The organism is Paenibacillus sp. FSL R5-0923 (assembly GCF_038009145.1).
Classification (GTDB): Bacteria; Bacillota; Bacilli; order Paenibacillales; family Paenibacillaceae; genus Paenibacillus_AQ.
In genome coordinates this window covers 1-26908 of sequence record NZ_JBBPAT010000001.1, presented here as the reverse complement: position 1 = coordinate 26908, position 26908 = coordinate 1, and the positions used below count along the sequence as shown (strand labels likewise).

Annotated in this window: 25 protein-coding genes; 22 read left to right on the top strand and 3 right to left on the bottom strand. The window is 47.1% G+C overall.

Features of this window, described 5'->3' with window-relative positions; genetic code table 11:
• Nucleotides 1–2: 2 nt before the first annotated feature.
• The 10 genes from purQ (at nucleotide 3) to ilvA (ending at nucleotide 12919) form a co-directional block, all read left to right on the top strand.
• Nucleotides 3–692, top strand: coding sequence for a phosphoribosylformylglycinamidine synthase subunit PurQ (gene purQ, locus MKX35_RS00125; RefSeq protein ID WP_076300192.1), 690 nt, complete (start codon nucleotides 3–5; stop codon nucleotides 690–692).
• A complete protein-coding gene (purL, locus tag MKX35_RS00120; protein WP_076300193.1) occupies nucleotides 670–2916 on the top strand; it encodes a phosphoribosylformylglycinamidine synthase subunit PurL in 2247 nt (748 codons plus the stop codon). Before purQ ends, purL begins: the two co-directional genes overlap by 23 nt.
• Nucleotides 2901–4397, top strand: a complete 1497-nt coding sequence (gene purF, locus MKX35_RS00115) for an amidophosphoribosyltransferase (protein WP_076300194.1) — start codon at nucleotides 2901–2903, stop codon at nucleotides 4395–4397. The genes purL and purF overlap by 16 nt, the downstream gene beginning before the upstream one ends.
• Nucleotides 4398–4530: 133 nt before the next feature.
• Nucleotides 4531–5013, top strand: a complete 483-nt coding sequence (locus MKX35_RS00110; RefSeq protein WP_341043663.1) for a hypothetical protein — start codon at nucleotides 4531–4533, stop codon at nucleotides 5011–5013.
• A 111-nt stretch (nucleotides 5014–5124) separates the two neighbouring features.
• Entirely contained in the window at nucleotides 5125–6165 is a 1041-nt protein-coding gene (gene purM, locus MKX35_RS00105; RefSeq protein WP_076300196.1) for a phosphoribosylformylglycinamidine cyclo-ligase, read from the top strand.
• The gene (purN, locus tag MKX35_RS00100) at nucleotides 6165–6782 is read left to right on the top strand and encodes a phosphoribosylglycinamide formyltransferase (protein WP_076286942.1); all 618 of its coding nucleotides are present in this window, start codon (nucleotides 6165–6167) and stop codon (nucleotides 6780–6782) included. Before purM ends, purN begins: the two co-directional genes overlap by 1 nt.
• Before the next feature lie 161 nt (nucleotides 6783–6943).
• The gene (purH, locus tag MKX35_RS00095; RefSeq protein WP_076121669.1) at nucleotides 6944–8491 is read left to right on the top strand and encodes a bifunctional phosphoribosylaminoimidazolecarboxamide formyltransferase/IMP cyclohydrolase; all 1548 of its coding nucleotides are present in this window, start codon (nucleotides 6944–6946) and stop codon (nucleotides 8489–8491) included.
• A gap of 23 nt (nucleotides 8492–8514) precedes the next feature.
• Complete coding sequence (gene purD, locus MKX35_RS00090; RefSeq protein ID WP_076300197.1) at nucleotides 8515–9780, top strand: phosphoribosylamine--glycine ligase; 1266 nt, start codon at nucleotides 8515–8517, stop codon at nucleotides 9778–9780.
• Nucleotides 9781–10066: 286 nt separating this feature from the next.
• Entirely contained in the window at nucleotides 10067–11362 is a 1296-nt protein-coding gene (locus tag MKX35_RS00085; protein WP_076300198.1) for an SEC-C metal-binding domain-containing protein, read from the top strand.
• A 294-nt stretch (nucleotides 11363–11656) separates the two neighbouring features.
• Entirely contained in the window at nucleotides 11657–12919 is a 1263-nt protein-coding gene (ilvA, locus tag MKX35_RS00080; protein ID WP_076300199.1) for a threonine ammonia-lyase IlvA, read from the top strand.
• An 86-nt stretch (nucleotides 12920–13005) separates the two neighbouring features.
• Here the strand turns inward: ilvA and MKX35_RS00075 are convergent, their stop codons facing one another.
• Together MKX35_RS00075 and MKX35_RS00070 are read right to left on the bottom strand one after the other, a co-directional pair.
• Nucleotides 13006–13947, bottom strand: coding sequence for a hypothetical protein (locus MKX35_RS00075; protein ID WP_081382993.1), 942 nt, complete (start codon nucleotides 13945–13947; stop codon nucleotides 13006–13008).
• A 47-nt stretch (nucleotides 13948–13994) separates the two neighbouring features.
• Complete coding sequence (locus tag MKX35_RS00070; RefSeq protein ID WP_076286938.1) at nucleotides 13995–14657, bottom strand: DUF1129 family protein; 663 nt, start codon at nucleotides 14655–14657, stop codon at nucleotides 13995–13997.
• A gap of 183 nt (nucleotides 14658–14840) precedes the next feature.
• Between MKX35_RS00070 and MKX35_RS00065 the strand changes: the two genes are divergently transcribed.
• The 8 genes from MKX35_RS00065 to corA all read left to right on the top strand — a co-directional run bounded on the left by MKX35_RS00065 (nucleotide 14841) and on the right by corA (nucleotide 22163).
• Complete coding sequence (locus tag MKX35_RS00065) at nucleotides 14841–15044, top strand: hypothetical protein (protein WP_042184766.1); 204 nt, start codon at nucleotides 14841–14843, stop codon at nucleotides 15042–15044.
• Between the two features lie 235 nt (nucleotides 15045–15279).
• The gene (locus MKX35_RS00060) at nucleotides 15280–16110 is read left to right on the top strand and encodes an alpha/beta hydrolase family protein (protein ID WP_042124053.1); all 831 of its coding nucleotides are present in this window, start codon (nucleotides 15280–15282) and stop codon (nucleotides 16108–16110) included.
• Nucleotides 16111–16196: 86 nt separating this feature from the next.
• Nucleotides 16197–16973, top strand: coding sequence for a DODA-type extradiol aromatic ring-opening family dioxygenase (locus tag MKX35_RS00055; RefSeq protein ID WP_076300200.1), 777 nt, complete (start codon nucleotides 16197–16199; stop codon nucleotides 16971–16973).
• A 242-nt stretch (nucleotides 16974–17215) separates the two neighbouring features.
• On the top strand, nucleotides 17216–18313 hold the full coding sequence (locus MKX35_RS00050) for a DUF3048 domain-containing protein (RefSeq protein ID WP_076300201.1): 1098 nt from the start codon (nucleotides 17216–17218) through the stop codon (nucleotides 18311–18313).
• A gap of 202 nt (nucleotides 18314–18515) precedes the next feature.
• On the top strand, nucleotides 18516–19133 hold the full coding sequence (locus MKX35_RS00045) for a DUF47 domain-containing protein (protein ID WP_042184774.1): 618 nt from the start codon (nucleotides 18516–18518) through the stop codon (nucleotides 19131–19133).
• 13 nt (nucleotides 19134–19146) lie between these two features.
• The gene (locus MKX35_RS00040) at nucleotides 19147–20139 is read left to right on the top strand and encodes an inorganic phosphate transporter (RefSeq protein ID WP_076300202.1); all 993 of its coding nucleotides are present in this window, start codon (nucleotides 19147–19149) and stop codon (nucleotides 20137–20139) included.
• Nucleotides 20140–20201: 62 nt separating this feature from the next.
• A complete protein-coding gene (locus MKX35_RS00035) occupies nucleotides 20202–20453 on the top strand; it encodes a hypothetical protein (RefSeq protein ID WP_341043651.1) in 252 nt (83 codons plus the stop codon).
• 750 nt (nucleotides 20454–21203) lie between these two features.
• Nucleotides 21204–22163 (top strand): magnesium/cobalt transporter CorA, encoded by a 960-nt coding sequence (corA, locus tag MKX35_RS00030; protein WP_042184779.1) that lies wholly within the window; start codon nucleotides 21204–21206, stop codon nucleotides 22161–22163.
• A gap of 16 nt (nucleotides 22164–22179) precedes the next feature.
• Here corA and MKX35_RS00025 read toward each other — a convergent pair whose 3' ends face one another.
• Nucleotides 22180–22749, bottom strand: coding sequence for a hypothetical protein (locus MKX35_RS00025; protein ID WP_076300204.1), 570 nt, complete (start codon nucleotides 22747–22749; stop codon nucleotides 22180–22182).
• 430 nt (nucleotides 22750–23179) lie between these two features.
• Here MKX35_RS00025 and MKX35_RS00020 point away from each other — a divergent pair, with 430 nt between their 5' ends.
• The 4 genes from MKX35_RS00020 to rlmD form a co-directional block, all read left to right on the top strand.
• Complete coding sequence (locus tag MKX35_RS00020; RefSeq protein ID WP_019913624.1) at nucleotides 23180–23470, top strand: YerC/YecD family TrpR-related protein; 291 nt, start codon at nucleotides 23180–23182, stop codon at nucleotides 23468–23470.
• 3 nt (nucleotides 23471–23473) lie between these two features.
• Nucleotides 23474–24244 (top strand): sirohydrochlorin chelatase, encoded by a 771-nt coding sequence (locus tag MKX35_RS00015; protein ID WP_076300205.1) that lies wholly within the window; start codon nucleotides 23474–23476, stop codon nucleotides 24242–24244.
• A 229-nt stretch (nucleotides 24245–24473) separates the two neighbouring features.
• Entirely contained in the window at nucleotides 24474–25364 is an 891-nt protein-coding gene (locus MKX35_RS00010) for a diacylglycerol kinase (protein ID WP_042184783.1), read from the top strand.
• 107 nt (nucleotides 25365–25471) lie between these two features.
• On the top strand, nucleotides 25472–26908 hold a 1437-nt coding region (gene rlmD, locus MKX35_RS00005), incomplete at its 3' end, for a 23S rRNA (uracil(1939)-C(5))-methyltransferase RlmD (RefSeq protein WP_341043648.1).

Here is a 26908-nt window from a genome sequence, read left to right as displayed (position 1 = left end):
ACATGAAATTTGCTGTACTTGTCTTCCCAGGCTCTAACTGTGATATTGATTGCTACAAGGCGGTAGAGGACAGTCTCGGCGAACCAGTCGATTATGTGTGGCATACAGCGACAGATTTGTCGGCGTATGATTGCATTTTGGTTCCAGGCGGATTCTCATATGGTGATTACCTGCGCTGCGGCGCGATTTCAAGATTTGCTCCTGTAATGGCTGAAGTTGCTAAAGCAGCAGAGCAAGGGAAATTCGTGCTAGGCATTTGCAATGGGTTCCAAATTCTTACTGAGGCTGGTTTGTTGCCAGGCGCGCTGCGTCGTAACATGTCCATGAAGTTCCGTTGTCATGATACAGTGCTTAAGGTTGCTAATAACGAAACCCCATTTACTATTGATTATGCTAAGGATGAAGAAATCATCATCCCAATCGCTCACGGCGAAGGAAACTACTACTGTGATGAAGAGACCTTAGTAGAACTGAAAGCTAACAATCAGATTGTGTTCACATATAGCGATAATCCTAACGGCTCTGTCGCTGATATTGCGGGTGTTAGTAATGTGCAGGGGAATGTAGTTGGCATGATGCCTCACCCTGAGCGTGCAGCTAACAGCTTGCTCGGATCTGAAGATGGGAAACGAATGTTCACATCTATACTGAAGACTTGGAGGGATCGTCATGACGCAGCAAGTATCCGTTAAGGAACCGACCGCAGAACAGATCGCAGAGCAGAAAATTTACAGCCAATTCGGTGTGTCGGACAGCGAATATGAGCTCATCAAGTCTTTTATGGGACGTTTGCCGAATTATACTGAAATCGGCGTATTCAGCGTAATGTGGTCCGAACACTGTGCATACAAGAACTCTAAGCCATTGTTGAAACGTTTCCCAGTTACTGGACCACGTGTCCTGATGGGACCCGGCGAGGGCGCAGGGATTGTAGATATCGGAGACAACCAAGCGGTTGTATTCAAAATCGAAAGTCATAACCACCCCTCTGCGGTAGAACCTTTTCAAGGTGCGGCAACAGGCGTAGGTGGTATCATTCGTGATATTTTTTCCATGGGCTCAAGACCTATCGCACTGCTGAATTCCTTGCGTTTCGGCAAGCTGGAAAGCGATCGCGTGAAATATTTGTTCGAGCATGTCGTGTCTGGTATTGCTGGCTATGGTAACTGTATCGGGATTCCAACCGTGGGCGGCGAAATCATGTTCGATGATAGCTATGACGGTAACCCGCTTGTTAATGCAATGTGTGTCGGTCTGATTGATCATGATAAAATCCAGCGTGGTGTCGCTAAAGGTGTAGGAAACCCAGTCTTCTACGTAGGTCCTCCTACTGGACGTGATGGGATTCATGGGGCTACTTTTGCATCCGTTGAACTAAGTGAAGAGTCCGAAGCAAAACGTACAGCTGTACAAGTAGGCGATCCATTTATGGAGAAGCTCGTTATGGAATCTTGTCTAGAGTTAATCGACAGCGGCATTGTTATTGGGATTCAGGATATGGGTGCGGCTGGACTTACCTGCTCTAGTGCAGAGATGGCAAGTAAAGCTGGTAATGGTTTGGAGCTGTATCTTGATCAGGTGCCACAACGTGAAGACGGCATGACCCCTTATGAAATGATGCTTTCGGAATCGCAAGAACGGATGTTGTTCGTAGTAGAACCGAAGGATGAAGCTCAGGCGCAAGAGATTTTTGATCGCTGGGGTGTAATCTGCTGTAAGGTAGGTAAAGTAACGGATGATGGTCGCTTGAAGCTGTATCATCACGGTGAGGTTGTTGGCGACATGCCTGTAACAGCGCTCGTGGATGAGTGTCCAGTGTATAACAAACCATCTGAGGTTCCTGCTTATTATGTAGAAAATAAATCGGTAGACACGCTTCGTTACGCGGAAGTTACAGATCTGGGTAGCGCACTGCGTACAGTGCTTGGATCACCAACCGTAGCAAGCAAAGCTTGGGTATACAACCAATATGATTACATGGTTCGGACTAGTACGGCTGTTCGACCTGGATCTGATGCGGCTGTAGTTACCATTCATGGTACACGTAAAGGACTTGCGATGACCACGGATTGTAACGGTCGTTACGTTTATCTTGATCCTGAAGTGGGCGGACGGATTGCAGTCAGCGAAGCGGCACGTAACATCGTTTGTTCCGGTGCTGAACCGCTAGCTATTACAGATAACTTAAACTTCGGAAACCCTGAGAAACCTGATGTGTTCTGGCAAATGGAGCGTGCGGTTGATGGTATGGCTGAAGCTTGTCGTGTGCTGGATACTCCGGTTATCGGCGGGAATGTCAGTCTTTATAACGAAAATACGACGGGATCCATCTACCCAACGCCGGTTGTCGGCATGGTTGGTTTAGTAACGGATACGGATCACATTACGACTCAAGGCTTCAAACAAGAAGGGGATTCCATCCTTCTGCTAGGCGTAACAAAAGCTGAGCTTGGTGGTAGTGAATTTCAATATGCTGTTCATGGTGTAACCGAAGGCCGTCCTCCAGCTTTGGATTTGGCTACTGAGAAAACACTGCTGAGCGCAGTGCTTACCTCGATTCGCGGCGGTCTGGTGCGTTCAGCACATGACTTGTCCGAAGGCGGTCTTGCTGTAGCACTTGCAGAGAGCTGTATCAGTGGTGGTATTGGTGCGAACGTTGAACTTTCTGCTAATGGACTTAGATCCGATGTAGCTTTGTTCAGTGAGAGCCAATCACGTATCGTGCTGACGGCAGCGCCTGAACGTGCGGAAGAGCTGAAAGCAGCGATTGCTGCAAGCGGCGTTCCAGTGGAAATCATCGGAACTGTAGGTGGAGACAGACTGCGCGTGAATCTGGACGGTGCATCCGTATTAGATGAAGCTGTAGCAGAATTGAAATTCGTTTGGGAGGATGCTATTCCATGTCTTATGAAATAAAGACCGGGAAAGAGCAGGAGACTCCTATCCTGTGGACTGGTGACTTTTACAATGAAGGAACGGGCTCGGGAGATATTTTTGACACATTAAAAGAAGAATGCGGCGTTTTCGGGGTCTTCAGACACCCGGAAGCGGCGTCCATGTCTTATTACGGCTTGCACGCCTTACAGCACCGTGGGGAAGAAAGTGCGGGCATCTGCGTAGCAGATGGTCGTGATTTCAACTATCACCGCGGGATGGGGTTAGTAAAAGAAGTATTCGACAAGGACAAAATTGCCTCACTGGTTGGAGACATGTCCATCGGGCATGTACGTTATTCCACCAGCGGAGACAGCCGCTTAACTAATGCACAGCCGCTCGTATTCAAATATCGTGACGGTGATTTGGCGATTGCTACAAACGGTAACATAGTAAATGAACCGTTGATTCGTAAACAGCTTGAGCAAAGCGGATCGATCTTCCAAACCACAAGTGATACAGAAGTGCTGGCGCATCTGATTGCGCGTTCGTCTAAGGATTTTGTTGAAGCGGCTAAGGATGCGCTAAAACAACTGGTTGGCGGATTTGCTTTTCTGCTTATGACGAATGACAAATTAATTGTCGCTTCGGATTCCCATGGTTTGCGTCCGCTTGTTATGGGACGGATCGGCGACGCCTATATTTTTGCTTCCGAATCTTGCGCCTTAGAAGTTATCGGAGCACAGTTAGTCCGCGATATCGAACCTGGCGAACTGCTCGTGCTTGATAAAAATGGCCTGTTAGAGGACCGTTTTACCGAGCCAAAACGTAAAGCGCTATGCGCGATGGAGTATATTTACTTCTCTCGCCCAGACAGTGATATGAATGGCGCTAACCTGCACACCGCCCGTAAGCGGATGGGTAGCCGAATGGCATTAGAAGCTTTCGTAGATGCTGACCTCGTAACTGGTGTACCGGATTCAAGTATCTCGGCAGCGATTGGATTTGCGGAACAGACGGGCATTCCTTATGAGCTTGGGCTCATCAAGAATAAGTATACAGGCCGGACCTTTATCCAGCCGAGCCAAGAGCTGCGTGAGCAAGGTGTGAAAATGAAGCTAAGCGCCGTGCGCAGTGTGGTCGATGGCAAACGTGTTGTCATGATCGATGATTCCATCGTGCGTGGAACAACTTCACGGCGTATCGTCAATTTGCTCCGCGAAGCGGGAGCCGTAGAGGTTCATGTGCGGATTACATCGCCGCCCTTCAAGAATCCTTGCTTCTACGGCATTGATACCCCAGACCGCCGCGATCTCATCGCGTCGTACAAGTCCATTGCGGAAATGTGCGAAGAGATTAATGCCGATTCCTTGGCATTCTTGTCACCGGAGGGCCTAATCACTTCCATTGGTGGTCACAACAAAGATGATTACAAAGGCGGGCTATGCCTTTCCTGCTTCGATAATGATTACCCGACACAGGTTGATTTTGGCGGGGCGGAAAAAGATGGCTGCTCGTGTTGACATCCCCCTAAGTCCCCCTTGCAAAGGGGGATTCCGAAGGGCTCTGCCCTCCGGCCACCCGAAAGCTCGGCGGTAGGAGTTGGGTTATAACTTGCTAAGAAGACTTGGGTACGAGTGCTCGCTTTGTCCCTGTGTGCTACGCACGGACGGGACACGCTTTACGGCGCTCCGCCCCCCGGCTGCATACCGCCGCCGGGAATGGCTCGCCAAGCTAGTCGCTAGTCTCGCTAAGGAAGGCGCTCGGCTGCGCCCAAAGCGCCAAGAGCAGCTCACCAAGCTCGTCCCTGTTTGCTGCGCAAATGCGGAACCCGCTAGTCTCGCTAAGGAAGGCGCTCGGCTGCGCCAAAAGCGCCAAGAGCAGCTCGCCAAGCTCGTCCCTGTTTGCTGCGCAAATGCAGGACCCGCTTGTTTCGCTAAAGGAGGTGCATGGCGCAGCTCATGCACCGAGGTCTTGAGGTCCGTGTGCAAGGCGCGCACTGCGGCTTGCAGTAGGGGAAACCCGGTGGTTGGAGGGAGTTATGGAGAGGAAGTTTGGAACTGTAGAAGCGTTAGCGTTCGCCTTTATGTTTGGATTTCTACCGCGATGAGCGGTTTAAATCAGGAAATCCAAACATAACAGCGATCGGAAGTCCAAACATTCCTCGTAATAACTCCAATAACCACCAATGAAGTTAGTCCCGAATGCGCCCAAACGCGCTCTAAACTATTAAAAGATGAGGTGTCCCAAGTGTCGGAAGCTTATAAAAACGCCGGAGTGGATATTGCGGCTGGTAATGAAGCGGTAGAACGCATGAAAAAGCACGTAAAACGTACTTACCGTCCAGAAGTAATGACGGATCTTGGTGGGTTCGGAGCGCTGTTTGGCCTCAATAAAGATAAATATGAAGAGCCAGTGCTCGTATCGGGAACTGATGGTGTAGGCACGAAGCTTAAGATCGCGTTTGCTGCGGATCGCCATGACACGATTGGGATCGACGCTGTAGCTATGTGCGTGAACGACATTGTAGTGCAAGGTGCGGAGCCGCTATTTTTCCTCGATTATCTGGCTTGCGACAAAGTCGTACCGGAGAAAATCGAAGCGATCGTAGCAGGAATCGCAGAGGGCTGTCACCAAGCAGGTTGTGCGCTGATTGGCGGCGAAACGGCTGAAATGCCGGGCATGTATTCAGCGGGTGAGTATGATATCGCTGGATTCACAGTTGGCGTTGCTGACAAAGCGAAGCTGGTAACAGGCGCTAACATCGCTGCTGGAGACACAGTGATTGGTTTAGCTTCTAGCGGCGTGCACAGCAACGGCTTCTCACTGGTGCGTAAGCTTTTGCTTGAGGAAGATGGCTATGGCCTGAATGATGTGCTTCCGGAGCTTGGAGCTCCGCTTGTGGATGTACTTCTTGCACCAACTAAGATTTATGTGAAGCCTTTGCTGGCGCTCTTGGAGCAGCTTCCGGTGAAAGGGATGGCACATATTACGGGTGGCGGATTCATCGAGAATATCCCGCGCGTATTGCCTGACGGTGTAGATGTGGAGATTAATTACGGATCGTGGCCCATTCTGCCGATCTTCGGATTGATGCAGAACAAAGGAAACGTAAGCAACCGTGATATGTTTACTACTTTTAATATGGGAATTGGACTTGTTCTGGTTGTAAGTGCTGCTGATGGAGAACATGCTCTTGAACTGCTCAAAGCGAGCGGAGAAGAGGCTTTTACCATTGGTAAAGTGACAGAAGGGGAACGCAAAGTAACCTTTACTGGAGCTGAAGTGTGATGCAATGGAGTCGAATCGCTGTTTTTGCTTCTGGGCAAGGCAGTAATTTTGCTGCACTGATCGATGCACAGAGAGCGGGCTTGCTTGGTGAGGGCAATATTGAGTTGCTTGTATCCGACAAGCCAGAGGCACCTGTAGCTAAGCGAGCGGAGGATGCGGGCATTCCCGCCCTCTTGCTGCGGCCAAAAGACTTCGCCAGCCGTGAACTCTACGAAGCAGAGATTGTAGCAGAGCTTCAGCGGCGGGAAATCGGGCTGGTTGTGCTGGCAGGATACATGCGTCTTATTACGCCAGTGCTTTTAACGCCGTATGCTGGACGAATTATTAACATTCATCCATCGCTGCTGCCTGCTTTTGCAGGAAAAGATGCAATCGGACAAGCGCTGGATTATGGCGTGAAGCTGACGGGTGTTACTGTGCATTTTGTCGATGGAGGTATGGATACCGGGCCTGTTATTGCTCAGCGCAGCGTAGCCCTGCAGGATAACGACACGGCCGATTCATTGGCAGAACGTATTCATAAGGTTGAGTATGAGCTGTATCCCGAAGTGGTTGGCGCTTTTGCCAGCGGGAAAGTGGAACTGAGTGGAAGAAAGACGATTATCCGCGAAAAGTAAGCTGCACCGCAGCCATTCGAAGTTTTGGATCGACATTTGGTGACAGACCGAGATGTTTCAGGGTATTTCTCGGGAAATATTGCATAAGCGGCGTTATGTGTCGCGTTGTGGGTTTTCTTCATATTAAATCGCACGTACAACCTGAAGGAGGACTATTCAAAGTGAGTATCAAAAGAGCGCTAGTCAGCGTATCGGATAAACAAGGTATCGTGGATTTTTGCCGCGAGTTGTCTGCATTAGGCGTAGAAATTATCTCTACAGGTGGAACAAGCACGCTTTTGGCTAAAGAAGGTGTTCCAGTTATCGGGATTTCCGATGTGACAGGATTCCCAGAAATCATGGACGGACGTGTCAAAACCTTGCACCCTGCTGTACACAGCGGATTGCTTGCGGTTCGTGATAACGAGGAGCACACGCGTCAAATGAAGGAGCTTGGTCTGGATTACATCGATCTGGTTGTTGTGAATCTGTATCCGTTCGCGGAAACTATCGCAAAACCTGACGTATCCTACGAGGAAGCCATCGAGAATATCGATATCGGCGGACCTACGATGCTGCGTTCTGCGGCGAAGAACCATGCTTTTGTGAGTGTAGTGGTGGATGCTAATGACTACGCTACTGTACTTGAAGAGGTTCGCGCAGGTGGAGATACAACGTTAGAAACACGCAAACGTCTTGCGGCAAAAGTGTTCCGCCATACGGCGGCTTACGATGCCTTGATTTCCGATTATTTGGCTAACGTTACTGGCGAGCCTCTGCCAGAGCGCTACACCGTGACTTATGAGAAAATTCAGGATCTGCGTTATGGCGAGAATCCGCATCAAAAAGCTGCGTTCTATCGCAAGCCATTGGCGGCACTGGATACACTCACTGCGGCTGAACAATTGCACGGCAAAGAGTTGTCTTATAACAATATCAACGATGCTAACGCAGCACTACAAATCGTGAAAGAATTTGAAGAGCCTGCTGTCGTAGCGGTTAAACATATGAACCCTTGTGGTGTAGGTGTGGGTGAAAGTGTATACGAAGCTTATCAAAAAGCTTACAACGCGGATCCAACTTCTATCTTTGGTGGGATTGTAGCAGCAAACCGGATTATTGATGCAGACACAGCGAACCTGCTGAAAGATATTTTCCTCGAAATCGTGTTGGCACCAGGCTTTACGGAAGAAGCACTGGAAATCCTTACGAAGAAAAAGAATCTCCGTTTGCTCAAAATCGGTAACCTTAGTACGGCTAGTGCGCGTAAGAGCAGCTTTGTAGTTACCTCTATTGATGGAGGAATGGTTGTACAGGAGAGCGATGTGCACTCTGTGAACCCAGATGATCTACAAGTCGTTACGGACCGTAAACCAACCGAGGAAGAATTGAAACAATTGTTGTTCGGATGGAAAGTAGTTAAGCATGTGAAATCTAATGCGATTGTGCTGGCTGCTGATGATATGACCGTTGGCGTAGGTGCAGGACAGATGAATCGCGTTGGTGCAGCTAAAATTGCAATCGAACAAGCTGGTGAAAAATCTAAGGGAGCCGTACTCGCTTCCGACGCGTTCTTCCCAATGGGCGATACGCTTGAAATGGCAGCAAAAGCAGGAATCACTGCAGTGATTCAGCCAGGCGGCTCCATTAAAGACGAAGAGTCAATTAAGGTCGCTAATGAGTATGGTATTGCTATGGTCTTCACAGGCGTCCGTCATTTCAAACACTAGAGCACTGGGAGGATCATATTCGGATGGATATTTTAGTGGTTGGCGGCGGCGGCCGGGAACATGCGATGATTTGGAGTCTATCCCAAAGCCCCAAGGCAGGTAAAATCTATTGCGCACCCGGCAACGCCGGGATTGCGCAGTTAGCCGAATGTGTGCCGATCGGAGTATTTGAGTTCGATCGTCTGACGGCTTTTGCGAAAGAGAAGGAAGTAGGTCTTGTTGTAATCGGCCCAGATGATCCACTCGCTGCTGGGATTGTGGATGCTTTTGAAGCACAGGATATTCCTGTGTTTGGCCCACGCAAGAATGCGGCGGAGATCGAAGGCAGCAAAACCTTTATGAAGGATCTTTTGCATAAATATAATATTCCGACAGCAGCCTATGAGAAGTTCGACGACTATGAAGCTGCGCTAACTTATTTGCGGGAACAGCCGCTTCCGATCGTAATCAAGGCAGATGGTCTGGCTGCAGGAAAAGGCGTGACGGTTGCTTATTCGTTGGAAGAAGCAGAGCAAGCGCTCGCTGATATTATGGTCACTAAGGTATTCGGTGAGGCAGGCGCTCAGGTTGTTATTGAGGAATTTCTAGCTGGACAGGAAATGTCGATTCTGGCTTTTGTCGATGGAGAGACGGTACGTCCTATGGCTGCTGCCCAGGATCATAAGCCCGTATTTGATGGGGATAAAGGTCCTAATACCGGCGGAATGGGTACCTATTCGCCTTTACCACATATTGATGAGGCTATTATCCAAGAAGCGATCGAGACCATCATTAAGCCGACAGCAAAAGCTATGGTGGATGAAGGTCGTCCCTTTAGCGGTGTACTATTTGCGGGACTGATGATTTCTCCTGAAGGGAAACCAAAGACGATTGAGTTTAATGCTCGTTTCGGTGATCCTGAGACTCAGGTCGTGTTGCCTAGACTCAAGAGCGACTTGCTAGAAATCTTTCTGGCGGTCACAGAGGGCAGACTTGCAGATATCGACATTGAATGGAGCGACGAAGCGGCTGTATGCGTAGTTCTCGCTTCGGGAGGATATCCAGGCCCTTATCCAAAAGGTGTACCGATTGAAGGTCTTGAAGACAGCCAAGGAGGGCTGATCTTCCATGCTGGTACGGCGCGTGGTGAAGACGGAAGCTGGGTGACGAATGGTGGTCGGGTACTAGGCGTGGTAGGCCTAGGTGCTACGATTGCTGAAGCTCGTGTTGCAGCTTACGCTAGAGCCGAAGGAATTTCTTTTTCCGGAAAACAAAGCCGCAGCGACATCGCTATGAAAGCATTGGTATAAGGATAAAGAACTGTATCTAGCATTTTTTGCGCTTAAAGTCCTAAAAAAGGACTGACAAGTGATAGAAGAAGTGCTATAATACTACACGTACGGGGGAAAATGTGCGGATATATACAGATAAGGGTCTTTCCGATCATGGGAAGGCCCTTTTAAATCGGAGTCCTTCAGACTTTGTGAAGTAACCTTATAAAGGATGCCTCGTGCCTGGAAATGATGATACTTATAGTGCATACTAGCGATACGCTTATGGCGAATGGCTACTCACAGATTTAAGGAGGAATTCGTTTTGAGTAAGATTGGAAGAAATGATATGTGTCCTTGCGGAAGCGGGAAAAAATATAAGAAATGCTGCCTTGGTAAAGAAACTTCTGCAGTAGAGTCCATCATGCAACTTGTAAACAAGGAAGAAGCGGCAGCTAGCGAGACTGTGGCTGAGAAACAGGAGCCCGTAGCACAACCTGAAGTGAAGCTAACTCTTGCTACGCTCAGAAAAAAAGTGTCACGTGATCTGAATTGGGAGCATCCAGCACATGAACAACTGGCGCTGCACCTTATTGAGAGCATGAGAGAAAGCTATGATAGAGAGCTTATTTGGGAAGCTCTAGTTCTGTGGAATGGTTATTCCCGTAAGACTAAGCCTGCTGTGAAGAAAATGGGCTCTTTCTGCGCGGCGATCGAATTTATTTTGTCTGAAGAATATGGCTTCTCCCTAACACAAGCGGATCTTGCTACCAAACATGAGGTTACTACGCCTACCATCTCTAGAAAAGTCAAAGAGATGCTCAATTACATTGAGGAATACGGCATGGGTGGTGCGGAAGAAGAATTACTTTTGCTGAATATCTCAGGCAGTCCGAAGGATCAGGAGCAAGCACTATTACAAAAGGCTATGCAAACCAATTCATCCAACCGCCGGATACAGTTAGCTGAAGCCGCATTAGAGGTTTATCCGGACAGTCCGGATGCGTATCTCATTTTGGCTGAGGAAGCAGAGAATGAAGCAGATGCTCGTGCTTTTCTAAAAGCAGGGATGGATGCAGGTGAACGTGAGCTTGGAGAAGCCTTTTTCGCTGAGCACAAAGGACATTTCTGGGACCTCCACGAGACTCGTCCATACATTCGAATTTGCAAAAGCTACGCTGATTCTTGTTGGTTTAGCGGAAATGCAGAAGAAGCACAAAAAGTACTTGAGCACATTTTAGAGCTGAATCCTGAAGATAACACAGGTGCGCGTTACCTTTTAACGGCTGCGTATCTCTACACCAACAAGCTCAAGAAGACAGAAAAGGTGCTGGAAAAGTTCGGCAATGACGCAGCGGCGACAGTAGCTTACGACCGGATGGTCTTAGAATATAAGAAGAATGGGATTACTTCCCAACTGAAAATGTTGTACCGCGTAGCGCGGAATGTGAACAAGCACGTGCCGGATTATTTGTTAGGGATCAAAAGATTGCCGCATAACCTTCCGGATTTTGTGGGAATGGGCGACGCTAATGAAGCTATCGAATATGTGATTGTACACTCGCGTTTGTGGACAAGCCTACCTGATCTGCTGAAGTGGATGCTGAAGCAACAGGATTAGTAGAATTCAGATCTTGGACGTACATGAACTTAAAGAGGCTATGGGAGATTCCTGTAGTCTCTTTTTTTAAAATATAAGAATTTATTTGTTTCACGTTATAAATTACCTTATATTTCTCGCATAAACGCTTACCGTCCTTATAGGGACGATGAAGGCGTTTTTGCATGTATAAGAAAGTATAAGATTTGTATCAATAATTGTATTGCATACAGCGGACAATGCTTGAAAAAATGTCTTTGGGAGAGTATGTTTACAAGAAGTAGAATGAAAAGATGATAGTGAGGCGAGAGGGTTATGAGAGAAGAGGAAGACCGAATCGTAGGAATGGAAGATATCGTACGGGCTCATCACGTACTGCGGGAGGTCATCATCCGGACTCCACTACAGCGTGACGCCGTACTATCGGCCAAGTATGATTGCGATGTATATTTGAAGCGCGAAGATTTGCAGATTGTCCGTTCTTTTAAAATCCGCGGAGCTTATAATATGATTCGTAGTCTATCTGTAGAAGATAGAGCTAAAGGTATTGTCTGCGCGAGTGCAGGAAATCACGCACAAGGTGTAGCCTATTCCTGTAAGGCACTTGGAATTAAGGGCAAGGTCTATATGCCCAGCACTACACCTAACCAGAAGGTTAAGCAAGTTCGACGGTTCGGCGGTGAGTTTGTTGAGGTCATTCTGAAGGGCGATACCTTCGATGATGCTTATGATGAAGCGCTTCAAGCTTGTATAGATCATGGAATGACATTGATCCACCCGTTTGATGAGCCGAGAATTATTGCAGGCAATGGGACAATTGCGATGGAAGTAATGGAGAACCTGGATCACCCTGCGGATTTTATGTTCGTAACGATTGGTGGGGGCGGCCTGGCAGCAGGAATAGCCACTTATGTGAAGACGGTGAGTCCATCCACTAAGTTGATTGGTGTGGAACCGCTTGGTGCTGCTTCAATGACTGAAGCGATCAAGCTTGGAGAAGTGGTAACGCTAAAAGAAATTAACAAGTTCGTGGACGGAGCGGCTGTAAAGCGCGTTGGCGGACTGACTTATGATATTTGTTCCCGGCATCTGGATGACATCGTGATGGTACCTGAAGGCAAGGCTTGTACCACCATTCTGGAGCTATATAACGAGAATGCTATAGTGGTTGAGCCAGCGGGATCCTTACCTATCGCAGCACTTGATCAGTACCGTGATCAAATCCGCGGGAAGACGGTCGTCTGTATCATTAGTGGGGGTAACAACGATATTGACCGTATGCAGGAGATCAAAGAGCGGTCACTGATTTACGAAGGCTTAAAGCACTACTTCATGGTGAACTTCCCACAACGGGCAGGTGCCCTGCGTGAGTTCTTGGACGAAATTCTCGGTCCAGAGGATGACATTACCCGTTTCGAGTACATCAAGAAGCATGATAAAGAAAATGGTCCCGCGCTTGTAGGCATAGAGCTATTGTCCATTGAAGCTTATGAACCACTTATCGAACGGATGCAGCAGAAGGGTGTAGATTATGTAGAAATCAATAAGGATTCCAATCTCTTTAACATCCTTATTTAATTTCTTTCATCACTTTAATCATTTCGTTAATGAACATAGAAAGGCCCGTCCCAGAATGAATGGGGACGGGCCTTTTGTATATCATACTAGAGAGGTAATTCAGTCTTACGGTATTGTTCGACTTCATCTGTTAATTTATAATCTTTGTCCTTCATCAATTTCATGAAGCCATCTAGTTTCTGCAGGAATGGGCTGTTGTCTTTATTCTTGGTGAGAATGCTAGAGTAGGCTTTCTGCGCCTCCAAGTCCATTTCAAGATTGTCATAATGGAAAAGGGGCGTGTTATTCTGGCCGTAAAACGTATTGTTAACATAGATAGAATATAAGGATTTCACAGCTGAAATTCGGTTCGATTTCGGATGATTTTGAATAAATTGCTCTTGAGATAGTGCTCGCGCAGCTACATCGGTCCAACCAATGACCAGCCCGTTATCCTTGGAGGAGGGCAGATCAGACTCCGTAGCCATAATGGATAGATACGCGCTGATATCGTCAGTGACATAAAGCTTATATTTGCGGTAAGCCTCATAATCGATCACCGGGAAAAAAGTGCCTTCCGCGGTCTCCAGTTTATATCCATTTTCGCTGGCACTCTTCAGCAGTGTGCGCAGAGTGAGATCTTCTGTGGCATCAGCAAGGGTCTTCATACTTGCGCCAGCTTTATAGATGGCGGTGAGCTTCCGCTGGACATTGCTGGTACTGAATTTGCTCTCCCACGCCGGAAGCGCCGCCTTGTGCAAATTCTCAAGCTTCAGTGTCATTATCGTGGCACGATACGAACCTACCGCATACATATTGGCGTTCAAATATTTAATAGCTTCGGGTAACTTGTTAGAGGAAGACAACAGTGGCAATGCTGCTTTATAGATAGCCTCCGCATGACTATTGTTTGCTGTCAAAGGATTTGCCTTAGTGCCTCCCACAGGAGGGCTGGCAGCGCCTTCAGCTTGAATCGTTCCAATAGGTACCGCGCCTAGTCCCAATGTTAATGCTAGAACAGAATAGAGAATATATTGCTTCTTATTCATGAAAGTTCCCCCTGTCTATCGGATGAAATATGGGTGGAGCATGACTTTTATTTTCTAAAAAATATAAACTTTAGTCCAATTGCCCCAATCAGGGAAACAATTAAGCTTACCCACGGGGATAAAGTAATGACCGGAAACAATCGGTCGAGGTACAAGCCAATAAATACGGCAACTACGGCGATTCCGATATAGACGCCAAGGCCCTTGATATCAAAGGGCTTGGCTTTAGGTGCATCCCCCTCAGACAAGGAGGTTAACCATTTCATAATAAGTTCTATCAAGATAATGGAACCTGCCCCAACAGCGAAGAGGGTGAAGAGGCTAATCTCTCCGAACATCCCAGGTGATCCGTTAGTCCATTGCAAGAAGAGTCCACCTATAGCAAAGATCCCGAACAAACAGGTTAGAGCCGCGCAGGGAATCATCAAGTAATAGTTCCATTTGCTGCGTGCTGAGCGTGTGGGAACGCTGTCTATGATCTCTTTAAAATAATCATCCGGATTCTCGCCAAACACCTGTTTAGCGTTTTTACCTTTTTTTTGTTCTTTCAGAAGCAGCTTGGCTGCATCCAGTAAAAGTTCTTCAGCGCGGAGAGCTTCTACCCTGCTGGCGCGCATCGTCAGGATCATATCTTCAAAATAGGATCGATTGAAAGGCGTCATCTGCTCACGCAGGGCGTTATTTTCCTTAATCATATCTTTCACTTTCATAATAGGGATGTAAACCTCCAGTAGTGTTAATCGGTATAGTCTTTAACCTAGAGTATACGTTTGCCTGACAGGTCAGCGCAAGGACAAGCATTTCTATTTTTCTATGCATAATCCTTTTATAAGAGTGAACACTGATAATGTTGTTGCTTGATCAATATAGCTTTGGGAAAGGTTGGGAGCTTTATGGAACATGAGAACAAGAAAGAACAGGACAGTGTCATGGGCAACGGTTTCGAGCCTACGCCCAATCATTCAATGGGGGATTGGGGCGGCTCTGATGGATTCAGCATGTGGAATTCCACAGAAGAACCAGCAACAGAGGGTGCGCTTAAGGATTGGGAAGGCAGTCAAGAAACCCATGAGATGTTTAACGACAGCTATGATTGATTGACGGCCCTGGAAGCTCATCATGCGATTGAAAAACAGCCAGTCTTCATTATTTTGGAGACTGGCTGTTTGACGTTCCGGTTTATACTCCGAATTTGCTCTTGCAAATTACTAAGATCTGTCCCGTTCCTGTTGACAATATGAACGAAATCTTTATAATAAGAATATAATTCATACTAAGTTAATCGGAATTCTAACAAATTAAAATAATGATTAAATATAGGAGGTTACGGCAATGGAACGGAATATTGTAATTCGGCATAACGGCGAAGAATTGACAGCGAGCATCCATTATCCGAGTAAAGAGAAGGGAACTTCCACACGTTGCAAGGACAGATTGCCATTAGCTGTAATCTGCCATGGATTTGTGGGTAACCGGATTGGAGTCGATCGGATATTTGTCAAAGCAGCTCGTGAGCTGGCGCAAGATGGGTATATGGTCATTCGATTTGATTATGCGGGCTGCGGCGAGAGCAGCGGTAATTACGGCGGGGAGGATATGGAGTCGATGATCGCTCAGACTAGAGCGGTGCTCGATTACGGAATTAGCTCTGCCGATGTGGATCCACAGCGTGTGACGCTTATTGGCCATAGTCTGGGTGGGGCGGTTGCACTTCTGACAAGTATTCGTGATCGCCGCGTGAAGAATCTCGTGCTGTGGGCCTCCGTGGGTTACCCCTTCAATGATATTGTGAAGATCGTAGGGCGGGAGGCTTATGATCGATCGGTGAAGAATGGATCGGCGGATTACGTGGGCTACTCATTCACACCGGTATATTTCAATTCTTTGGCGGCCTTCCAGCCTTTCCAAGAGGCTAGTAAATTCAGTGGTGATGTGCTCGTCATTCATGGTACGTCTGACGATGTCATCCCCGTGGATTATGCATTCCTTTACCAGAAATTATTCTGGACACGTCCTGAGGGACGATGCGATAAAGAGATCATTTTTCAAGGTGATCATACCTTTTCTTCTGGGCCAGCACAGCAGCAGCTGCTAAAGCGGACAAGAGAGTGGATGAACGAACAGGAGCATGTGCAGACAGAGTGGCAAAATTGGATGATATAGGTGATGGACCTTTACTCGCAATAACTTGAAATTAGCGGTAAAATAAAGATGCACACCATATACTGGGTTATGGAGGTTGGCATCCTATGAAATTACCGTCATTTTTTATCGCGCACGGTTCTCCGCTCCTCGCACTGGAGGATAACGAGTATACCCGTTTTCTGGAGCGGCTTGGTCAAGAACTAGAAGCACCACGGGGTATAGTAGTATTCTCAGCGCACTGGGATAGCCCAGAACAGCTACTCACCATGGATGAGAAGCACGAAACACAACATGACTTCTACGGATTCCCTGAAGAAATGTATACGCTGACCTATCCAGCCCCAGGCGATCCAGCTCTAACCAAGCGGATTTCCGAGCTCTTTAAGGGTAACAATCTTTCACATCAGCCCGTTCTGGGGCGAGGACTCGATCACGGAGTCTGGGTAATACTGAAAAAAATGTTTCCGAAAGCCGATATTCCGGTAGTCGCTTTATCCGTCGATTCACTACGTTCTCCCAAAGAACAGTACAATATCGGGCGGATGTTAGCCCCTCTGCGTGACGAAGGCATACTGCTGATAGGAAGCGGTGGACTTGTTCACAATTTGCGGATGCTTAATGAAAGTGATCAGCCTGAAGAGTGGGCGCTTGAATTCGATGCGTGGATTGCCAAGGGGTTAGAATCTTGGGATTTACCTTCACTGTTTGCTTATGAGAAAAAAGCTCCGCATGTTCGTGATGCGGTTCCGTCTTACGGAAGAGAGCATTTCGCACCTCTCTTTTATGCGATGGGAACAGCGGATGGCAGAAGGAAGGCAGAGCGAATATTTCAAGCGTATCAATATGGGACATTAAGCCTCAATTGCTGGAAGCTAGACTAAATGGATAGATACACGCAGGGTACAGCCGGAGATCGGCTGTGCTCTTTTTTTAAATATAAGAAAGTAAAAGTTTCACGCTATGCATTATCCTTATATTTCTCGCTTAAACGTATATCGTCCTAATAAGGACGCTGAAGTCGATTACACTTGATGCAAGCGGATCAAGACAAATGGGACTGGCTGTGATTAAATGGAAGAAACCAGTTAAGATACATAAAACGTTTAGGAGGAACTACAAGCTTATGAAAGTAAACTGCTCTTCTTCCCGTCTATTATCTGCCCTTGTACTAAGTACCCTATTGCTCTCCGCTTGCGGAACAGAGAGTGCAAATAATGTAATTGCCCCGACACAGCAACCTACAGCAGATCCCGCGCCTATTGAAACGATCCAGCCATCGCCTACTGCAGATCCATCTGCTGAACTCGTTTCCGGATTAACAGGTCTTCCCGTTTCTGAAAACAGTCTCCCGCGTCCCTTAGCTGTTATGATTAATAATGCTCCAGCGGCCCGGCCACAGTCGGGGGTGAGTGAAGCGGATATTTTATATGAGGTCCTTGCTGAAGGTGGCATTACGCGGTTAATTGGTATCTTTCAAAGTCATACCGGAGTGGTCAAAATCGGACCGATTCGCAGTATTCGCCCTTATCTGCTCGATATTGGCGAGAGCTATGGTGGTGTGACGGTGCATGCCGGGGGGAGCCCCGCGGCTTATGCCATTTTGCAAAAAGAGAAAAAAGCAGATATGGACGAAATCGGTCGTGCCGGAGCTTATTTCTGGCGGGACAAAGCACGTAAAGCCCCCCATAATCTCTACAGTAATGCAGCGAAGCTGCGGGAAGGTGCCGAGAAGCTGGGTTATGAGAAAAGTGTGAAGGTGCCAGGGTATCTTTTTAACAATCCAGATTACATACCGGCAGGCGGAGAACAGGCCGCTGAGTTTAGCATAAACTTCTTACTTAAAAGCTATAAAATTGACTATAAATACGATACTCAGCTCCAGACCTATCAGCGTTACGTGAATGGTAAGCCACATTTGGATCTGAATAACAATAAGCCAGTAGAAGCTGCAAATGTGATGGTGATGGGTTCCGATCATAAAGTGCTTGATGATGTTGGAAGACTTCAGGTTGACGTGGAGCTTGGTGGTGAAGCGCTGCTCTTTCAGCGTGGACAGGTCACAAAGGGCAGATGGTCGCGTGAGCCAGGTGATGTGATTCGGTTTGTGAAGGATGGTAAAGAAGAGCTAATGTATCCAGGAATCACCCATATTTTGGTCGTCCCTAATGCACCTTCATTTAGCAGTCATGTGGTATATGGCGGAGCAGATAGTGCAACCTAAGAAAGTCGGAATATCCAGTGTTATACAGATTTGTGTTCGGAATTATGGGTAAGTGTTAATAGAGTGTAAAAAAGTTCATTTCTATAGCTTCTATACCTTCTACGGATATGTTAAGATAACAAGGGTTGTCATTCATTTTCATGCTTTTTACATATGGGTGACTCTGTACTCACGGTAATATTATGTAAAGGGGTTTAAAACAATGAAGTTGAGAAAAAAGGACATATTCTTTGAGACGCTGGAAAATATGGCGGATACCATTGTCCAAGCTGCAGATTATTTTGCTCAGAATATCACTGATCTCCAGAATAATGTCGATAGTTTCGCTGCAGAGATGAAGAAGTACGAATCCCAATGTGATACTTACACGCACACCGTAATTAAGGAATTGAACAAGACGTTCATTACGCCACTTGAGCGTGACGACATTATGGACTTGATTACAAGCATGGATGATGTCATTGATGGCTTGGAGGCATCTGCCTCACGTTTCTATATGTACAACCTTCTTGACCCGGATGAATACATTGTACAATTTGCCGAAATCCTTCGTCAGTGTGCTTATGAAATCCAAAAAGCGGTTCATTTGCTTTCCCAGAAGAAGCTGCTGGCCATTCGTGAATATACGATCCGTTTGAATGACCTTGAGAATCAAGGGGACGAAGTCCTTCGTATTTGTACCAAAGCTCTATTTGAAACCGTTAAGGACCCGATTGAGCTGATTAAGCGCAAGGAATTATATGAGCGACTCGAGACCACTACAGATAAATGTGAAGATGTAGCCAACATGTTGGAATCGATCATCATGCGCAACTCATAAGGGGTACTAGAATATGGAAACATCGATATGGATTCTTGGAATTGTTATATTTCTCGCGCTTGCGTTTGACTTTATTAATGGTTTCCATGATACGGCCAACGCGATTGCTACCTCTGTCTCTACACGTGCGTTAAAACCTCGAACAGCTATTATTATGGCGGCACTGATGAACTTTGTCGGAGCTTTGATGTTTACAGGTGTAGCTAAGAAAATTGGCGGAAGTATCACAGACCCCACGTTGCTGGAAAATGGTCTGGATATCATAATAGCCACGCTGATTGCTGCGATTATTTGGAATTTGATCACCTGGTGGCTCGGAATTCCGTCCTCCTCCTCTCATGCACTGATCGGCGCTTTGGCTGGTGCAGTATATGTGGGTGCAGGTTCGTCGCATATTAACTGGGGCGGATTTGTGGAAATTGTCGAGGGGTTGATCTTCTCGCCAATTATTGCATTTGTTATCGGTTATATCATCATGACAGTCCTGAAATGGATTTTTGCAAAGCGTAGTCCACATACGGTTAATAAGGGCTTCCGTTCCATGCAGGTTGTGACGGCGGCATTACAGTCGTTTACTCATGGTACGAATGATGCGCAGAAGGCGATGGGGATCATTACCTTTGCCCTCGTTACATCAGGACGCCAAGAGACTATGGATGTAATCCCTCTATGGGTTAAGATTGCTGCGGCTACGGCTATGGCACTCGGTACCTCCATTGGTGGTTGGAAGATTATCAAGACCATGGGTACGAAGATTTTCAAAATCGAGCCGATCAACGGCTTCGCGGCTGATATTTCCGCGGCTTCCGTTATTTTCTCGGCAACACTGCTTCATTTGCCAGTCAGCTCCACACATGCTATCACTTCAGCGATCCTGGGTGTTGGCTCTGCGAAACGCTTCTCTGCCGTGAAATGGGGAGTAGCTGGACGTATTGTAGTTACTTGGTTTATTACGATTCCAATCAGTGCCGTATTAGCCGGTCTGATTTTCAAAATCATTTTTTAAATCCCTTTAATAAAAAGATGTCAGTTAGCCTTTGGCTGCGGACATCTTTTTTTGTTGTTTGGGTGGTGCGGGGCGAGAGCGGTATAAATCCCGAAGAAATGACGGGATTCGGCGATTGGAGGGGAAAGAGCGGTATAAATCCAGTAGAAATGGTGGAATTAGGCGATTGGAGGGGAAAGAGCGGTATAAATCCCGTAGAAATGGTGGAATTCGGCGATTGGAAGGGAAAGAGCGGTATTAAACCCGTAGAATTAGCTAAGTTACGTAGAAGAAGCATAAAGAGGGGCATAAATACCCCGGAATTGGAAAAATAGCGTCGAAGAAGGGGAAAGAGGGACATTTATACCCCAGAATTGGTGAAATAGTCTCGAAAAAGCATAAAGAGGGGTATAAATACCCCAGAATTGGTAAAATAGCGTCGTATAAGCATGAAGAGGGGTATAAATGCCCCTGAATTGGCGAAATAGCGTCGAAGAAGCAACAAGAGGGGTATAAATACCCCAGAATTGGTGAAATAGCGTCGTATAAGCATGAAGAGGGGGATAAATGCCCCTGAATTGGCGAATGACGTCGAAGAAGCATAAAGAAGGGTATAAGTGCCCAAGATTTGCAGAGTCTAGCTCGTACAACCGAGAGTGGTTAAAGTTTGGATAAGGTGCTTATGAGCTTATGTCTGGACGTAGCTATTTGTGCATCTGTCGAATCTAGGCGGCGGTTAGAATTTAAACTAACTAATCCTTAAACAAATCACTTGATACGATTTGATTAAGTTCGGTGACAACCCAACCCAACCCAACCCAACCCAACCCTATCTACTCTATCCATTATATCCCCGCCATCTGAGGAGCGTCGTTATATACACTATGAGCCGAATGATCAGAGGGAGAAGAGGCTGAACGAAACTTACTAAAGAGTATTCCATCCTTTCCGGAATGGGACGCTATTGAATAATGGAACCTCAGAGCTACGACTTCTCGGCTGAGATTCTTTTTTGTTATTTTTGGAAGACTCCACTTCTTGCGGTACAATAGATGCGTGGAAGAAGATGAAGCGGAGGAACATTTATGATACGTACACTTGCGGTGACGCATACAGGTGAGGTGCTGACAGACATACCTTTGCAGGATATCCGGCGGGAGGATTATGCATGGATATGGGCAGATTTTGCTACACCTACGGCAGAAGAGACGCTGCTGCTGGATCACTATTTTCATTTTCACCCTTTGGCGATTGAGGACTGTATGCATGTGCTGCAGCGGCCGAAGCTGGATCATTATGAGGAAGTACAGTTTTTTGTGCTGCATGCGCTGAATGAAGAGACGCTGGATGCTGAAGAGATTGACCTTTTTTTGAGTGCGAATTACCTCGTGTCCTATCATCATCAGGAAAAAACAGAGATGAATGAAGCTTGGGAGCAGGTGAAGCGTGAAATACATAGTCGTAAAGGCTGGTCGGGTGGTCCGATGGCGGCTGCATATACTGTAATGGACAAGCTGGTAGATAAGTATTTTCCATGCCTCTATAGTTTAGAGGACGAGCTTGCGGATCTGGAGAGCAATGGCGGCAGTGAGTCGGTGGAGGATTTGATGAGCCAAGTGTTTAATGTGCGCGGAAGGTTGCTCAAGATGCGGCGGACGATTGTGCCGATGCGCGATTTGATGTACCGGATCGTGAATTCGCAGCATGTCCAGAGCAACGGTGAGGAACGGATTTATTTTGGCGATATCTATGACCATTTGTTAAAACTGTCGGATATGATTGAGGCGGATCGAGAAATGACTGCGGATCTACGTGATAGCTACATTTCTCTTAACTCCAACCGGATGAATTCGATCATGAAAACACTAACAGTAATCACCACCGTATTCATGCCGCTGACACTGATCGCCGGAATTTATGGGATGAACTTTGTGGTGATGCCTGAACTCGAATGGAAGTATGGGTATTTTGGCGTTCTGCTGTTTATGCTGGTGGTGGGTGTTAGTATGTTCAGATGGTTCCGGCGTAGTGGGTGGTTTAAGTAAAAATAAAACGTCACCGCTATTTGCGGCGACGTTTTCCGGTAGAGGGAGTAGAGCGCCGGCGTGTGGTTGTAGTAGATTTACGACGCCCAGAGGTGGAGCGTCTTTTTTTGCGCCGACTCGGACTGAACATTGCGGCATCCTCTTCGGCTGCCAGTGCGCCTGCTGCTCCTTTTCCTTTGCCGAAGCTACCCATGAAGAGCTTAACCATCGGAGCCATCTGCTGGAAGCCGGACATCACCTTCTGCACTTTACCCATGGAGTTTACGATCCCGTCGATACCGCCCATTCGGTCGATGATACCTTTAATTTGCTCCATATTCCCACCGATTCCGCCCCCGCCGCCTAATCCGCCTAAGCCGCTAAGCAATCCGGCAAGCCCGCCGCTTGCCTTTGTTGTAGCTTCAGCAGCAGGAAGCGCTAGAGCTGTTTCAGTGGCAGCTTCTGCTCCTAAAGCGGGAAGGATTCCGCTCTCTCCTGGGGGGGATGAAGGCGCATATGGACTGAGCCCGGGGTAAGCAGATGCATTATAAGTATCGGTCAGTGAACGCTGGTTCCGGCGGGAATGATTATAGTAATGATCAGGCATAATATCACATTCCTTTGTTAGTGGTTTGCTATACTGTATGTCATGGGCGAACATACGGTATAGACGAATGCCCGGGTTACCCGTGATAGGAGCGGAAAAGGGCGAATGCCTATAATCGTCTTTAAGAAGTGAAAAAAGCGTGTACATGCTTGATTTTCGGCGCTTATGTAGTACTATAGTGTAGGTGCTATTTCTTATGTAGGAAGAAACAAACGTAGTTTGGTACATATTGAGTGTGCGCCATGGGTGGACGTTTGTCCATCGATTTCACTCTTTACAGCGTGAAATCGTTAATGCTTGAAAAATGCGCTCCAGTGCAATATAGTAAAGGCAGGATAGTCGCATGAGGTTTATGTTTCCGGAGCTAGTTTTGTACGGAGCTTAATTAGAGAAACTAATGCTGATAGAACTTTTAGGGGATGAAAAGCTGATGCAACTTAAGAAGTTAAATGATAAAAGTATCGACCAATTATTTGAAGCTATTTTAACGTTAAAAAATATGGAAGAATGTTACGTGTTCTTTGATGATCTGTGCACTGTGAACGAGATTCAATCGCTGTCGCAGCGACTGGAAGTAGCGCGTATGCTTGGCAAAGGCTCCACCTACAACCAGATCGAAGCAGAGACAGGTGCAAGCACAGCTACGATTTCCCGTGTAAAACGTTGCCTGAACTACGGCAATGACGGATATAAATTAACGCTGGAACGTTTGGGACGCTAATTTATGGTACCGGGCGTACTTATTATCAGTCATGGCTCTCGCGATAAGGCTTGGGTGTCAATCGTAGAGGAAGCCGTAAGCGGATTATCGCTAGGTGAAGAGATTCCTGTTGTGGTCTCTTTTTTAGAGCTGGTAGAGGGCCGTCTGATTCAAGATGGAATAAATGAGCTGGAGCACGCAGGGATCACAGATATTATTGTGATCCCATTGTTCGTTTCCTCAGGAAGCACACATGTCGATGAGATAGAATATGCACTTGGCGCCAAACCTGAGCCTGAACGTGAGACGGATTTAGCGCTGTTCTCAGTGAAGGCTAAAGTTCACTACGGTTATCCTATCGACGATGATCCAGACATCGCTGTAATGATCTGGGACAAGCTACGTGAGCTGTCTACGGAACCGATGCGAGAGACGATTTTGCTTGTGGGTCATGGCAGTGTATATGATGGCTTCCGGCAGCGCTGGCAGAAAGGTATATCTTCGCTGGCGGGACGTGTACGTGAGGTAAGTGGCGTAGCGGCGGCCGACTATGGTCTGCTGAGTCCGGATAGTATAAGAAGCAAGGTAGAGTATTGGCAGGAGCAGGGTCACGAGGTTCTGGTGGCGCCGCTTTTTTTGAGTGAAGGCTATTTTACTAAGCATGTGGTTCCGAACAGACTTAAGGGGTTAACCTATAAGTATTCTGGTCAAACGCTTCTGCCCCATCCCCTTCTTCCGCATTGGATTGAGAGACAGGTAGAGACACTCCTCAAACAGATTCGATTGAAACGATAAAGCACCTACCCTTGAGCACACTTAATCATAAAAAAAGTGGCCACAACCGTGGATAATACGGGATTTGTTGCATACACATATAAATAGTTGTTTTTCTCTAAACTTAGTGTCATTAATTGCTGTATAATGGAATATTTGCATGAAAGGGCCTTTAACATTGATTGTAGTGGTCCGAATTAGGTATAATCAATTAGGTTATTCTATTATAAAAACAGGTGGCGTTCCGGTAATGAAAACTGCGAGATTGATTTATAATCCCACTTCTGGACGGGAAGAAATGAAGAAGCGGCTCGCCGATATTTTGGACCGGCTGGATATTGGTGGCATTGAAGCTACCTGCCATGCAACAACCGGAGAAGGCGATGCTATGCTAGCTGCTGCAGATGCAGTAGAACGCGGTTATGATTTGATCATAGCAGCCGGTGGCGATGGCACTTTAAATGAGGTTATTAATGGTATGGCGGAGAAGCCTAATCTTCCCCCGCTCGGCGTTTTGCCGCTTGGTACTACTAATGATTTTGCACGTGCAATGGGGATCCCGAAGAACTGGGAAGATTCCTGTGATCTGATCATTCGCCAAGAGACACGTCCGATTGATATCGGTAAGGCAAATGACCGTTATTTTATTAATATAGCAGGCGGCGGTAGTCTAACCGAACTGACATATGAAGTTCCTAGTAAGCTGAAGACCATGATTGGGCAGCTTGCGTACTATTTAAAAGGTATTGAAAAAATGGTCAGCCTATCTCCTCAGGAACTAATCATTCGTGCCAATGGGCAGGAAGTTATTCATGATGAGTTTATGCTGTTCCTGATTGCAAATACGAATTCTGTTGGCGGCTTCGAAAAGCTTGCTCCCGGCGCTCGGATCGATGACGGTCTATTAGATGTTATAGCGGTTAAAAAATGCAACCTGGCAGAGTTTGTCCGTTTGGTCAGATTGGCTCTTCGTGGTGAGCATTTGAATGATAAGAAGGTTATTTATTTCCGTACGGATGCGATGGATGTAATCTCTCCAGGACATGTCCAATTGAACTTGGACGGCGAACTGGGTGGAGAATTGCCAGGGCGATTCCGGATTTTGCCACAGCATTTGCGGATTTTTGCTGAGAATAACTGAGCTAAGAGCGATTGTAGATGATTGTGGGATATATAGTTATGATAATGATTGAAGACATTTAATTGGGTTTATACAGCGATGATAATGAAAGAAGTGAACTATAAATAATGAGTAAACACCGCAGTGGACGCAGCACCAGCCGCCCAGTCGGCAAGGCGCCTGTCGCCGGACTGCCTGTGAATAAAAATGATGAGGTTATGCTCGATATCATCGGCATGACCCATGAAGGTGAAGGGGTAGGCCGCGTTGAAGGCTTTACCCTTTTTGTGCAGGGAGCCCTTCCCGGGGAGAAGGTCCGGGCAAAGGTGCTCAAGACTAAGAAGCAGTATGGCTACGCCAAGCTGCTGAATTTAGTAGAGGCGAGCAGCGCCCGCATTGCGGCGCCTTGCGAGATCTATGACCAATGCGGCGGCTGCCAGCTGCAGCATATGGACTACACCGCGCAGCTGGCGTGGAAACGGCAGCTGGTGGTGGACAACCTGGAGCGGATTGGGAAGCTCCGGGTGAATGGTGGGGCTGCTGGCGGAGACGCTGAGGCGGCTCAGACAGAGGGCATTCTCGTCCGCCCAACGCTGGGCATGGACGAGCCTTGGCGGTACCGCAACAAAGCTCAGGTGCCAATTGGCGTAACGGAAGAAGGCGGACTTGTGGGTGGTTTCTACGCGCGCGGCAGTCACCGCATCATCGATATGGAAACATGCTTAATTCAGCATGAAGATAATGATGACGTTGTACGCAAGGTGAAAGATATCGGACGCAAGCTTGGCATTACTGCTTATGACGAAGAATCTGGCAAAGGCTTACTGCGTCATGTCGTAGTAAAGGTAGCTTTCCGTACTGGTGAAATGATGGTTGTCCTTGTTACGAACGGTGACCGTATTCCGAATGTTGACGAATGGATAGCAGAGATCCGCCGCGAAATCCCAGCCGTAACAAGCATCTGCCAGAACGTGAATACTAAGCAGACAAACGTAATCTTTGGAGATACAACCCGTACCCTTTGGGGGAACGATGTTATTTACGATTATATCGGCGATGTGAAATTCGCGATTTCTGCCCGTTCTTTTTATCAGGTTAACCCGGCACAAACCGAGGTCCTCTATGGTAAGACAGTGGAATATGCTGGGCTTACGGGTAACGAGACTGTTATAGATGCTTATTGTGGGATAGGTACGATTTCATTGTTCCTTGCACAGCATGCTAAGCAGGTCTACGGTGTGGAAATTGTACGCGAAGCGATTGAGGATGCGCGGTCGAATGCCACTTTGAATGGTATGGATAACGTGGTGTTTGAGGTAGGTGCATCTGAAGATGTAATCCCGAACTGGAAAGAGCAGGGGGTTACGGCAGATGTTATCGTGGTCGATCCTCCGCGTAAGGGCTGCGATCCGCGACTTTTGGAGACGATTCTAGCGATGAAGCCGGAGCGTGTGGTGTATGTATCATGTAATCCATCGACACTGGCAAGAGACTTGCGGGTGCTCGAGGATGGTGGATATAAGACAGTGGAGGTAACTCCGGTGGATATGTTCCCGCATACGACA